At 59.8% G+C, this 11,867-nt stretch carries 10 protein-coding genes and 3 tRNA genes; 8 read left to right on the top strand and 5 right to left on the bottom strand.

The window, feature by feature from the left end:
• Nucleotides 1-10: 10 nt before the first annotated feature.
• From ntrX to hflX, 6 genes are all read left to right on the top strand, one after another.
• A complete protein-coding gene (ntrX, locus tag BW995_RS03800; protein WP_076398808.1) occupies nucleotides 11-1,408 on the top strand; it encodes a nitrogen assimilation response regulator NtrX in 1,398 nt (465 codons plus the stop codon).
• A gap of 16 nt (nucleotides 1,409-1,424) precedes the next feature.
• On the top strand, nucleotides 1,425-2,801 hold the full coding sequence (gene trkA, locus BW995_RS03795; RefSeq protein WP_076398807.1) for a Trk system potassium transporter TrkA: 1,377 nt from the start codon (nucleotides 1,425-1,427) through the stop codon (nucleotides 2,799-2,801).
• 18 nt (nucleotides 2,802-2,819) lie between these two features.
• Nucleotides 2,820-3,692, top strand: coding sequence for a D-amino-acid transaminase (locus tag BW995_RS03790; protein WP_076398806.1), 873 nt, complete (start codon nucleotides 2,820-2,822; stop codon nucleotides 3,690-3,692).
• Between the two features lie 30 nt (nucleotides 3,693-3,722).
• On the top strand, nucleotides 3,723-4,403 hold the full coding sequence (locus BW995_RS03785) for an HAD family hydrolase (protein ID WP_076398805.1): 681 nt from the start codon (nucleotides 3,723-3,725) through the stop codon (nucleotides 4,401-4,403).
• Nucleotides 4,404-4,474: 71 nt separating this feature from the next.
• Nucleotides 4,475-4,726: an RNA chaperone Hfq gene (gene hfq, locus BW995_RS03780; RefSeq protein ID WP_076398804.1), complete on the top strand. Its 252-nt coding sequence runs from the start codon at nucleotides 4,475-4,477 to the stop codon at nucleotides 4,724-4,726.
• A gap of 157 nt (nucleotides 4,727-4,883) precedes the next feature.
• Nucleotides 4,884-6,230 (top strand): GTPase HflX, encoded by a 1,347-nt coding sequence (gene hflX, locus BW995_RS03775; RefSeq protein WP_076398935.1) that lies wholly within the window; start codon nucleotides 4,884-4,886, stop codon nucleotides 6,228-6,230.
• 283 nt (nucleotides 6,231-6,513) lie between these two features.
• On the opposite strand, the gene BW995_RS03770 is transcribed toward hflX, so the two are convergent.
• The 5 genes from BW995_RS03770 to BW995_RS03750 all read right to left on the bottom strand — a co-directional run bounded on the left by BW995_RS03770 (nucleotide 6,514) and on the right by BW995_RS03750 (nucleotide 10,756).
• On the bottom strand, nucleotides 6,514-7,278 hold the full coding sequence (locus BW995_RS03770) for a methyltransferase domain-containing protein (protein ID WP_076398803.1): 765 nt from the start codon (nucleotides 7,276-7,278) through the stop codon (nucleotides 6,514-6,516).
• Between the two features lie 84 nt (nucleotides 7,279-7,362).
• A complete protein-coding gene (locus tag BW995_RS03765) occupies nucleotides 7,363-10,065 on the bottom strand; it encodes a bifunctional acetate--CoA ligase family protein/GNAT family N-acetyltransferase (RefSeq protein WP_076398802.1) in 2,703 nt (900 codons plus the stop codon).
• 353 nt (nucleotides 10,066-10,418) lie between these two features.
• Nucleotides 10,419-10,493 (bottom strand) — tRNA-Asn (locus BW995_RS03760).
• Nucleotides 10,494-10,558: 65 nt separating this feature from the next.
• Nucleotides 10,559-10,633, bottom strand: a tRNA-Asn gene (locus tag BW995_RS03755).
• Between the two features lie 49 nt (nucleotides 10,634-10,682).
• Nucleotides 10,683-10,756 (bottom strand) — tRNA-Cys (locus BW995_RS03750).
• Between the two features lie 70 nt (nucleotides 10,757-10,826).
• Between BW995_RS03750 and BW995_RS20390 the strand changes: the two genes are divergently transcribed.
• Both BW995_RS20390 and BW995_RS03745 read left to right on the top strand, forming a co-directional pair.
• Nucleotides 10,827-11,024, top strand: a complete 198-nt coding sequence (locus BW995_RS20390) for a hypothetical protein (RefSeq protein WP_139332738.1) — start codon at nucleotides 10,827-10,829, stop codon at nucleotides 11,022-11,024.
• A 119-nt stretch (nucleotides 11,025-11,143) separates the two neighbouring features.
• Nucleotides 11,144-11,800, top strand: coding sequence for a protein-L-isoaspartate O-methyltransferase family protein (locus tag BW995_RS03745; protein WP_076398801.1), 657 nt, complete (start codon nucleotides 11,144-11,146; stop codon nucleotides 11,798-11,800).
• Nucleotides 11,801-11,867 lie beyond the last annotated feature (67 nt).

Below are 11,867 nucleotides of genomic sequence, written 5' to 3'. Positions count from 1 at the left end.
CAGTCACTAAATGGCGCGCGATATTCTTATTGTCGATGACGAAGCCGATATCCGGATGATGCTGGCTGGCATTCTGGAGGATGAAGGCTATGCTACCCGCGAGGCATCAAACGCTGATCAGGCTTTGGCTACGATTGGCGAGCGGGCTCCGCATTTGATCATTCTTGATATCTGGCTGGAAGGGTCGCGCCTTGACGGCCTGCAGTTGCTGGAAGTGATCAAGGCCGAACAACCGGGGATTCCGGTGGTGATGATCTCGGGACATGGCAACATCGAAACGGCGGTGTCTGCGATCAAGATCGGGGCTTACGATTTTATTGAAAAGCCGTTCAAGACCGATCGCTTGTTGCTGATTCTGGAACGGGCCAACGAGGCCGCCCGTCTGCGGCGCGAGAACGAGGAATTGCGCCGCCAGCAAAGCAACACCGGCGAAATGCATGGGCGCTCGTCGGCAATGTCGCAAATCCGGCAAGCCATTGACAAGGTAGCACCGTCGGGCTCGCGGATTCTGATTACCGGGCCGGCAGGGTCCGGCAAGGAAGTGGCCGCCCGCCTGATCCACGAGAAATCCCGCCGCGCCGAAGCGCCGTTTGTGGTGGTCAACTGTGCGGCCATGCACCCGGACCGGATGGAAACCGAGCTGTTCGGTACCGAGCGCGGTTTTGATGGTCAGGACGGTCCGCGCAAGGTTGGCCTGCTGGAACAGGCCGATGGCGGCACTTTGCTGCTGGATGAAATCGCCGACATGCCCCTGGAGACGCAGGGAAAGATCGTTCGGGTTCTGCAGGATCAGATGTTCGAGCGTGTGGGCGGAACACACAGGGTTGCCGTTGATGTCCGTGTTCTGGCCAGTACCACCCGTGATCTGCACCTGCTGATCCAGAGCGGAGAGTTCCGCGAAGACCTGTTCTATCGGCTGAATGTGGTACCGCTGAAAATTCCGGCCCTGCGGGACCGTCGCGAAGACATTCCGGTGCTGGCAGATTACTTCATGGCGCGTGCGGCTCAGGCGGCTGGCACTGTGCCCCGGCGGCTGGGGGAAGACGCGCTGGCGGCTTTGCAGGCCTATGAATGGCCCGGCAACGTGCGCCAGTTGCGCAACGTGATCGACTGGCTGCTGATCATGGCACCGGGCGATGCGCGTGAGGTGATCCGGGTCGATATGCTGCCAGCGGAAATCGGTTCGATCACGCCAGAGGTGCTGCGTCTGGAACGATCGGGCGAGATCATGGCCTTGCCGCTGCGCGAAGCCCGGGAAATGTTTGAACGGGAATATCTGCTGGCTCAGGTTACCCGCTTTAACGGCAATATTTCGCGGACGGCGGAGTTTGTCGGTATGGAGCGGTCTGCCTTGCATCGTAAACTGAAGTCTCTGGGTGTCACGGGCGAAGAACGCGGCAAGGGATGAGAAAAGGGGAACGACGGTGAAAGTGATCATCTGTGGGGCAGGGCAGGTTGGCTATAACATTGCCCGCTATCTGGCCGATGAAGGAAACGATATTACCGTCATCGACCAGCGGCCCGAGCTGGTGCGAAAGATGGCCGATGCGCTGGATGCCAAGGTGGTTATCGGGCATGCCTCGCACCCTGACGTGCTGGAGCAGGCCGGGGTACAGGACTGCGACATGCTGGTGGCCGTGACCCATGCGGACGAAGTCAACATGGTCGCCTGTCAGGTGGCGCATTCCCTGTTCAACGTTCCGACCAAAATCGCCCGGGTGCGCAACCGCTCTTACCTGAATCCGATGTGGGCACAGTTGTTTTCCCGCGAGAATCTGCCGATTGACGTGATCATCAGCCCGGAAATCGAGGTGGCGCGGGCCATTACCCGTCGCTTGCAGGTGCCGGGTGCCATTGACCTGATTCCGCTGGCAGACAACAAGGTCCGTTTGCTGGCCGTGCGCTGCACCGAAGATACCCCGGTGGTTCACACCCCGTTGCGCCAGTTGTCGGTGCTGTTCCCGGATTTGCAGCTGGTGGTGGTCGGCATCGTGCGGAACGATCGCCCGATCGTACCAACCCCCGAAGACCAGATGCTGCCGGGAGATGAAGTCTATTTCGTCGTCGCCGCTGCCCACACTGCGCGCGCCATGGCAGCCTTTGGGCATGAAGAAAAGCAGACGCGCCGAATTCTGATTCTGGGAGGTGGCAATATCGGGCTGTTCCTTGCGCAACAGCTGGAGGCCGAACATCCTGAAATCTCGGTCAGAATCGTCGAACAGAATAAAGAGCAGGCGGAATATGTCGCCAGAACACTGAACCGGACGATGGTTCTGTGTGGTGACTGCCTGGAGCCGGAAATCCTTGATGAGGCCGGAGTGGGGGCAGTGGAAACCTGCATTGCCCTGACCGATGATGATGAAACCAACATCATGGCGGCGTTGCTGGCCAAACGGTACGGTGCGGCCCGCACCATTTCCCTGCTGAACAAGACCACCTATAACACCCTGATGGGGGGCCTGGGGATTGACGTGGTGGTCAATCCGCGCTCGATCACCGTTTCCAACATCCTGCACCATGTTCGCCGGGGCCGCATTCACTCGGTACATTCCCTGCACGAAGGCTTTGGCGAGCTGATCGAGGCTGATGCCCTCGAGACATCCAGCCTTGTTGGTCGGCCGCTGAAAGACATCAAGCTGCCTTTGGGGGTGATGCTGGGGGCCGTGGTGCGCGGAGATACCGTGATCATGCCACGCGGCAATACGGTGGTGCAGGGCGGTGACCGGGTGATCCTGTTTGCTGCTGCCGAAGCGGTCAAGAAAGTCGAAAAGCTGTGCTCGGTGCGTTTTGAATACTTCTGACGGGAAAGCGGTTGCCTGATGTCGCGTGTCGCTTATGTGAACGGTCGTTATGTTCCTCACCGCGAGGCGTCGGTTCATGTCGAGGATCGTGGGTATCAATTCGCCGATGGCTTGTACGAGGTCGTTGCGGTGCGCGGTGGCCTGCCGGTGGATTTTGCCCTGCATTATGACCGGCTGTGTACGGGACTGGCGGCCTTGCAGATCGCCAACCCGTTACAGCGTGCGGCGTGGATTGTGGTCCTGCGCCAGATGATCCAGCGCAACCGGGTGCGCGACGGGATACTCTATCTGCAGGTGACGCGCGGCGTTTCCCCCCGGAACCACCTGTTCCCGCACGGTGTGATGCCGTCGGTGGTGATCACCGCCCGACCGGGGAGCGGCCCGTCAGCCGAGAGTATCTCTGTGGGTGTTTCGGCTGTGAGTGTTGCGGATATCCGTTGGCGCCGCCGGGATATCAAGTCGGTGTCCTTGCTCCCCAACATTCTCGCCAAACAGCAGGCCGCTGAGCAGGGAGCCTATGAGGCTCTGCTGGTTGCCCCGGACGGGACTGTAACCGAGGCCGGGTCTTCCAACGCATGGATGGTGAACGCCAGCGGTGAAATCCTGACCCATCCGGTTGGCCACGATATTTTGCCCGGTGTGACCCGGATGGTGCTGATCCGGCTGGCCCGTGCGGCGGGTTATACTGTTGTCGAGCGTTCGTTTACTCTGGAAGAAGCCAAAGTGGCCCGCGAAGTGTTCGTATCCTCAACCATTGCCTATGTGATGCCGATCGTGTCGGTTGACGGGGTCAAAATCGGGGAGGGTGTTCCGGGGCCTCTTGCGCTGGCCCTGCGAACACTCTATGTCGGGCATGTGGCCGGAATAACGCCCGCAGTGGCTTGGTCCTGAAGACTTTTTTGATGATAACGAGAGAATGCGATGTCTTTGCCGCCGCTGCCGCAGGCGTTGATCTTCGACTGGGACAACACGCTGGTCGATACCTGGCCCAGCATCATTCAGGCGATGAATGCCACTCTGGTCGCGATGGGGCATCAGCCGTGGAGTGAAAGCGAAGCCAAAGGGCGGATTGCCAAGTCCATGCGTGATGCCTTCCCCGCCTTGTTCGGGGACCGCTGGCTGGAAGCAAAGGACATCTTTCAGTCTTCGTTCGCCGCGATCCATCTCGACATGCTGGCAACCTTGCCGGGGGCGGAGGATCTGTTGAAAGCAGCCCGTCGCCTTGGGCTTTATGTCGCCGTTGTCTCGAACAAAAGCGGTGGCTTTTTGCGCGCGGAGTCAACCCGACTGGGATGGGATCAGTATTTCATCCGTTTGGTGGGGGCCGGTGATGCCAGCCGGGACAAGCCCGCGCGGGAACCGGTTGAAATGGCGCTGGCGGGCAGTCCGGTAAAGGACATGGCCCAGGTCTGGTTCATTGGCGATAATCAGGTGGATATCGAGTGTGGCCAGAACGCTGGATGCCGCACGGTCCTCTTGCATCCAGATCCAGAGAGCCATAAAAACTTTGGAGCTTATACCCCGCACCATGTATTCTGTGGCTGCGCGGATTTTACTGTGTTTCTGGAAACACTGGCGGTTCCCTCTGGTACCGTTCAGTGATACCTCTCATCCAGGGGTTAGGAACCCCGCTCCCCCAGGGGCAACAAAAGAACAGCGGAAGGGCTGAAGTGATGTCGAACGAAAAAAATCAAAATGTGCAGGATGTGTTTCTGAACTACATCCGTAAAAACAAGACCCCGGTGACGGTCTTCCTGGTGAACGGTGTAAAGCTGCAAGGGATCGTGACCTGGTTCGACAATTTCTCGCTGTTGCTGCGTCGGGATGGTCATACCCAGCTGGTTTACAAGCATGCGATTTCGACCGTCATGCCGGCGACGCCGATCCAGCTGTTCGAGCCGCAGAAGGAAGACGGCGAGGTCTGATCCCGCCCGATCCCACCCGATCTCGACGGAAGCCCGGTGCTTCCTGTCCCTGTTGGCGCTGTGAGCGTGATTCACCTTTCAGGCTCACAGCTTCAGCCTTTTGTTTTGTCGCATTGTTTTTGCGAAAACCGGTTCCCATTTTTCGCACAATACCCTCATGTGTGGAGTCCTCTTGGACAGTAAACAAAAGCGGTCCCGTGCCGTTGTGATCCACCCGGCCCTCAAACGAGGGCCGGGTGATGGGCGCTTGCCCGAAGCCCGCCTGGAAGAAGCCATCGGTCTGGCCCATGCCATTGATCTGGATGTGGTCCACGGCGAAGTGGTGCCGATGCCAAAGCCCAAACCGGCGACCTACATCGGTTCCGGGGCTGTCGAGCGCATGGTGCCAATCCTCGAAAACACCGAGGCCGAGCTGGTGGTGATGGATTGCCATGTCACCCCCATTCAGCAGCGCAATCTGGAAAAGGCATGGAACGTCAAGGTCATTGACCGTACCGGCCTGATTCTGGAAATCTTTGGTGCCCGAGCCCGCACCCGTGAAGGGATGCTGCAGGTCGAACTGGCCCACCTGAACTATCAACGCTCGCGGCTGGTGCGGTCGTGGACTCACCTTGAGCGGCAACGCGGTGGCTTCGGCTTTATGGGGGGTCCGGGGGAATCCCAGATCGAAATCGACCGCCGCCTGATCGGCGACCGTATTACCCGCCTGCGGAAAGAACTGGAAGAAGTCAAGCGCACCCGCCACCTGCACCGGCAGGCGCGCAAACGGGTGCCCTATCCGATTGTCGCCTTGGTCGGCTATACCAACGCCGGGAAATCGACGCTGTTCAATCGGGTGACCTCCGCCGATGTTCTGGCGCAGGACCAGTTGTTCGCCACGCTGGACCCGACCATGCGGTCGTTGCAACTGCCCTCTGGCCGGATGATCATCCTGTCGGACACCGTCGGCTTTGTGTCTCATCTGCCGCATGAACTGGTGGCGGCATTCCATGCCACACTGGAAGAAGTGCTGGAAGCCGATGTGGTGGTTCATGTGCGCGACGTGGCGCACCCGGACACGCTGGCGCAAAAAGCCGATGTGGAAAAGGTGCTGAAGGTCGAGCTGGGACTGGAAACCGAGGTCGAAGCCGGTTTGATCGAGGCCCTGAACAAGATCGACCTGCTGGATGACGACAACCGCGCCGCCCTGCAGATGGAGGCCGCCCGCGATGATCGTCTGGTGGCCCTGTCGGCAGTGACTGGTCAGGGAACCGATACCCTGCTGGCCCTGATTGATGAACGCCTCAGCCACAGCCGCATCACACTGGAAATTACCTTGCCGATCAGCGATGGCGCGACCATCGCCTGGCTGTACCGGAAAGGTGAGGTTCTGTCCCGGCAGGATGACGACGAGGCCGTGACCATGCTGGTTCGTCTGGACCCGGCCGATGCCGGGCGATTCCAGCAGGGCCAGCAAGAGGACAGCGACAGCGAAGCCGGACGCTATCGGCGACCCCGGCATTAGAGCAGTGAGCGCAAAAGTGGTTCCGGTTTTGCGCGCTATCACTGCGGTAAATCAAAAGGTTAGACCGGTGTGCGTTAAATGTGACGCCACAGTACACGACAGTTGAAGAAGGATAGCGGACTGCCGTCCGCACCTGCCCGGGGCCTCCGGCCCCGACCGTTCACTTGGGGACAATGCCCCCGGACCCCCATTTTTTCTTTCAATATCAAATTAATGGGGTCCGGGGCCTCAAGGCCCCGGCGAGGTGTGGAGCAGCGCTCCACGTCCCGGTTGTCTTGCGGCTCTACCGGGTTGCCAGAATGAACAGGCGCCGAAACGGAAACAGCGTACAGCCGTCATCTTCTGCCGGATACGCCTCGCGCAACTGGGCGGCCAGGGCCTTCTCAAACGTCAAGGCATCTTCCGGGGCGAGCGCTGCCAGAACGGGACGGAGGGAACTGCCCTTGATCCATGCCAGAATCGGATCTTGCCCCCGTAACGGCATCAGATAGGTTGTCTCCCAGATTTCCAGTTCGCTGCAATGGGGCGAAAGCCAGCGCCAGTATGCCTCGGGGGAGGCTACCGGCTCATCGCGCAGGATGCTTTCCAGTTGGCTGGCCCACGGACTGCTGCGGGCCAGTTCACGCAACAGTGCATGGCTCGGCGCATGGTGATTGCGCGGCATCTGGACGGCAAGGATACCACCGCTGCGCAGTTGCTGGATCAGGCGGGGAAACAGGCGGTCATGATGATCCAGCCAGTGCAGCACGGCATTGGAGAAAATCAGGTCCGCCGGTTGGGGGGCCTCCCATGTCTCGATATCGGTTTCAGCCCAGCGTGCGCGGGGGCCGTTTTTCCGCGCCCGCGCCAGCATGGTCGGGTCGGCATCCAGACCGGTTAGATGGGCAGCAGGCCAGCGGGATGACAGAAGGGCGGTCGAATTGCCCGGCCCGCATCCCAGATCATAGATAACGTTGGGGTCTGTTTCCGGTACGCGCGCCAGCAAGTCCGCGGCAGGGCGCGTGCGCTCTCCTCCGTATTTCAGGTAGGCAACCGGATCCCATCCCATACACGTCTCCATTATTCTGGTTTATTGGGTAGACAAAGGTCGTGCCTTAGATCTGCGCCTTGAACGTGGACCACGCTCCCTGCTTTAGAATGGTAGGCTTCCCTGCAGGTCGAGAGCAACCTCGACGACATCATGGTCGATGGTCTTCACCCGCCGGAAGCCGAGGCTTTCGACAAAGTGCAGCATGCGGCCATTGTCCTTCAGCACTTGCCCGACCATGGTATGCGTTCCGCGGTCACGACAATAGCGGATCATTTTCTTCATCATCTGGCGTGCCAGACCGCTGCCTTTCAGGTCCGAGCGGACCACGATGGAAAATTCGGTTTCCTCGTTGTCCGGGTCGGTAACAGCCCGCACCACCCCCAGCGTTTCCTGCTGGCCATTGGCGTCGGTGTCGGTGGCGATGAACGCCATTTCGCGGTCATAATCGATCTGGGTCAAGCGGGCCATCTGGCTATGGGGGAGTTCCTGCACCAGCCCGAAGAAGCGGAAGCGGATATCTTCGGGGGTCAGGCGCGAGACCAGAATGTGGTGGTTGGGCTCGTCTTCCGGGCGGATGGGGCGGAGCAGGCAGGTCCGGCCGCCCTTCATGGTGAAGTCTTCTTCCAGCTCGCGCGGATAGGGGCGAATCGCCATGCGATCTGCGCCCGAGGTCAGTGAGGTTTTGCGGATGGCCATGCGGGCATCCAGCGCCACCACGCCGTTTTCATCGGCAAACAGCGGGTTAATGTCCAGTTCGATGATTTCGGGGATATCGACAATCATCTGGGCGACCTGAATCAAGGTCAGGCAAATGGCTTCCATATCGGCCGGAGCATGGGCGCGATAGCCTTGCAGCAGCTTGTAAACCCGTGTGCGCGAGATCAGTTCTGCGCCCAGAGCCATGTTCAGCGGCGGCAGGGCAACCGCGCGGTCACCGATCACCTCGACGGCAGTGCCGCCCTGACCGAACAGGATCACCGGACCGAAAATTGGATCGGTTGCGACACCGACAATCAGTTCATGCGCACCGGGGCGGCGTTCCATGCGCTGGACGGTGAAGCCTTCGAGGCGGACATCGGGCAGGGCCGCGCGCAGGCGTCGGGTCATCTGCTCGGCGGCCTGGAAGCATTCTTCCGGGGTCTCGATGTTCAGCTGGACGCCGCCGCGGTCGCTTTTGTGGGTCAGGTCGGGCGACAGGATTTTCAGCGCTAGTGGCCCCCCCATCTCTTCGGCAATCGCCCGGCAGTCTTCGGGGGTGCGGGCAATGTGGGTTTCAACCGTCGGAATGCCATAGGCATTCAGGATTGCTTTGGCTTCCGGCTCGCTGAGGACCGTGCGACCCTGACTGAGGGCAGTTTCAACCACCATCCGGGCAATCACCGTGTTGGGGGTGAATTCGGTCGGCAGGCTGAGGGGGGTTTCCATCAGCAATTCCTGGTTCCGCCGGTACTCGACGGTGTGCATGAACGCCTGTACGGCCTGGCGGGGCGTGTCAAAGGTGGGAATGCCCGCAGCGTGAAAGGCTTTGCGGGCCGAGGAAACCAGCTGATCGCCTACCCAACAGGTGGTGATGTTGCTGCGTTTGTGCTGGCGGGCCAGGGCAATGACCTTTTCCGCGATCTCGGTCGACGAGGCCACCGAGACAGGGGTGTGCATCACCAGAATGGAATCAATTTCGCGCGCCTGCACCAGAACGCTGAGGGCGTCGGCATAGCGGGTGCCGGGGGCATCGCCGATGATGTCAACCGGATTGCTGTAGGACCAGCCCGCCGGAAGAACCGTGTCCAGCTTCCCGAGGGTTTCTTCGCTCAGTTCTGCCAGCGATCCACCAAGATCATAGAGATCATCAACCGCCATCACTCCGATACCGCCGCCATTGGTCAGAATGGCCAGGCGTTCGCCTTTGGGGCGGGAAACCACCGACAGGGTTTCCACCGCGGCGAACAATTCTTCGATATCATACACCCGCAGCATGCCAGCACGGCGCATGGCCGCATCATAGACCAGATCCGAGCCCGCCATCTGACCGGTGTGCGAGCGTGCGGCGCGGGCTCCGTCGGCGTTGCGGCCCGCCTTGATTGCCAGCACCGGTTTGTTGCGAGCCGCCGCTCGGGCTGCCGACATGAAATTGCGGCGCTCGTCGATCGATTCAATATACAGCAGGATGGCGCGGGTATCGGGGTCCGATCCCAGATAATCGAGAATATCGCCAAAATTGGTATCCAGCCCGGCACCCAGCGAAATGAAGTGCGAAAAGCCGATGCCTTTCGGGGCTGCCCAGTCGAGAACGGCAGCACACATGGCGCCAGACTGCGAGACAAAGGCAATCCGTCCGGGCAGGGCCGCATGGGGGGCAAAGCTGGCATTCAGGCCAATCCCCGGCACCATCACCCCCAGACTGGATGGCCCCAGCAGGCGCAGGTCATGGCGCTGTGCGGTGGCCATCAGGTCCTGGGTTAGCGAGGTTTGCCCGTCTGCGGAGGGGAGCAGATCCAGTCCGGTGGTGACCACCACCGCCGCCGGACATCCTCGTGCCCCCAGTCGGTCAATGACACCGCTGAGTTCTGCTGGTGGAACACAGACCACGGCCAGATCCGGAACCAGCGGCAGGTCATTGACATCCTTATAGGCAAGGACGCCCTGAATAGCCTGATATTTCGGATTGACCGGCATGATCGGCCCCTTGAAACCACCTTGCAGCAGGTTGCGCATGGCAATTGCGCCCACTGTTCCGGGCGCATTCGATGCGCCGATGATGGCCACGGATTGTGGGCGGAACAGTTTCTTCAGATTTCGGACGCTCATGGGGGCCTCGCGGGTGGGGGAGGGTAATCGCGAAAACGGGGTAGCCGTTTCCGGGGCATCAAGGTAGGGCGTACAGAGTAGGGGTTTTATGCTGCGCCGCAATATGAAAAATGGACTATGTATGATGATGGATAAAACCCCTGTCCGAAAACCGTGGCGCAGGCATGAAAACCCCTTTGGCAATCATGACTATACAATAGCGTATTTTGGGAAGGAAGGGAGCCGCCCGGAAGGCCTATGCGCCCGATCACGATCAGGCGTTGGAATGGACAAAAGACCATGATGCCGGAGGAAAAACAAAAAACCGCCCCGAAATTTCAGGACGGTTGCGTCAGGTCTGTCTCTGTGAAAGATGGCTCCGGCGGTAGGATTCGAACCTACGACAACCCGATTAACAGTCGGGGGCTCTACCGCTGAGCTACGCCGGAATATCTTTCATAACAAAGCTGCGGTCGGCTACGACCCGCATCTCTTGCGAGAAGCATTGCTGAAGTGGCTCCGGCGGTAGGATTCGAACCTACGACAACCCGATTAACAGTCGGGGGCTCTACCGCTGAGCTACGCCGGAATAGTCACTTCTACAATCACACCATCAACAGGCGAACCCGATCAGGATGTGGAGGCCGGACCCGGAATCGAACCGAGATACGAGGATTTGCAATCCTCTGCATAACCATTCTGCCATCCGGCCGCATCTTTGTTTTCTCTTGCCGTTTTGCGTTTTTTCGTTTCGCATCGCGGCGTCGAGGAGGCGGTTTATAATGGCCACCGCCGGAGCGGTCAACAGGAATTTTTCAAAAAAATCATTTTTTTTATCAACGTGTGCCGGGGTGGGATTGATCCTTTGCCGGAGCCCCAGTTTTCATGCGGCTTTTGCGGGCGTGACAGGCGGCAATTTTCCCTCACGCGGGGGCGTGAATGATGGTTTCGATTGTCAGAAAAGCCAGAGAGAAGTATAAAACCGCCCATAAGGGCAGGGAGGTCACCCTACGGGGGGCCGAACCCATGCCTGTGGTTTGGAACGTGGGTGGCCTGGCGGAATGTTGCCAGCCCCAGAGCAAAGCAAAGAGGCTCAGGCATGGATTACGCCATCGCTCGGCACAACATGGTTGAAGGTCAGATCCGTCCGAACAAGGTGACGGACCAGTTGGTTATCCAGGCCATGGAGAGCCTTCCGCGTGAACAGTTCCTGCCGAAGCACCTGCGCGGCATTGCCTACACCGATGAAGACATCAGCCTTGGCGATGGCCGTTGTCTGATGGAACCGGTGGTTCTGGCCCGTCTGCTGCAGGCTGCAGATATTGACAGCAACGACATTGCACTCGATGTCGGTTGTGGCAGTGGATACGAAGCCGCCGTGCTGGCTAAAATTGCCTCGACCGTTGTTGCGGTTGAAACGGATGCCGATTTCGTAAAGAGCGCGACCACCGTTCTGAACGATCTGGGGATCGACAACGTGGCGGTGATGGATGCCGACCTGACCGACGGCTATCCGGCGCAGGGGCCCTATAATGTCATCCTGATCAACGGTGCGGTCGAAGCCATTCCGGCGTCGCTGCTGGATCAGCTGGCCGAAGGTGGGCGTCTGGTGGCTGTTGTGCGTTCGGCGACGGCGCCGCTGGGGACGGCGGTGCTGTGCACCCGCCAGAACGGTGTGGTTGGCGAGCGGGCCCTGTTTGATGCCAACGTGCCGGTCCTGCCGGGCTTTGCCGCTCCGCCGCGCTTCGTCTTCTGATTGGCGCGGGCCGACTGGTCCTGAAGTACGGGAAGGGGTGTCCAGTGCAAAAGGGCACCCCTTTTTG

Source organism: Insolitispirillum peregrinum (genome assembly GCF_900156605.1).
GTDB lineage: Bacteria > Pseudomonadota > Alphaproteobacteria > Rhodospirillales > Rhodospirillaceae > Insolitispirillum > Insolitispirillum peregrinum.
This window is presented reverse-complemented; position numbering and strand designations above follow the sequence as displayed.

Coding starts and splice junctions, on each gene's coding strand:
- BW995_RS20390 (WP_139332738.1), top strand. CDS start 10,827: ATGGCCACCGCCGGAGCGGTCAACAGGAATTTTTCAAAAAAATCATTT.
- BW995_RS03790 (WP_076398806.1), top strand. CDS start 2,820: ATGTCGCGTGTCGCTTATGTGAACGGTCGTTATGTTCCTCACCGCGAG.
- BW995_RS03765 (WP_076398802.1), bottom strand. CDS start 10,065: ATGAGCGTCCGAAATCTGAAGAAACTGTTCCGCCCACAATCCGTGGCC.
- hflX (WP_076398935.1), top strand. CDS start 4,884: ATGTGTGGAGTCCTCTTGGACAGTAAACAAAAGCGGTCCCGTGCCGTT.
- ntrX (WP_076398808.1), top strand. CDS start 11: ATGGCGCGCGATATTCTTATTGTCGATGACGAAGCCGATATCCGGATG.
- hfq (WP_076398804.1), top strand. CDS start 4,475: ATGTCGAACGAAAAAAATCAAAATGTGCAGGATGTGTTTCTGAACTAC.
- BW995_RS03785 (WP_076398805.1), top strand. CDS start 3,723: ATGTCTTTGCCGCCGCTGCCGCAGGCGTTGATCTTCGACTGGGACAAC.
- BW995_RS03745 (WP_076398801.1), top strand. CDS start 11,144: ATGGATTACGCCATCGCTCGGCACAACATGGTTGAAGGTCAGATCCGT.
- BW995_RS03770 (WP_076398803.1), bottom strand. CDS start 7,278: ATGGGATGGGATCCGGTTGCCTACCTGAAATACGGAGGAGAGCGCACG.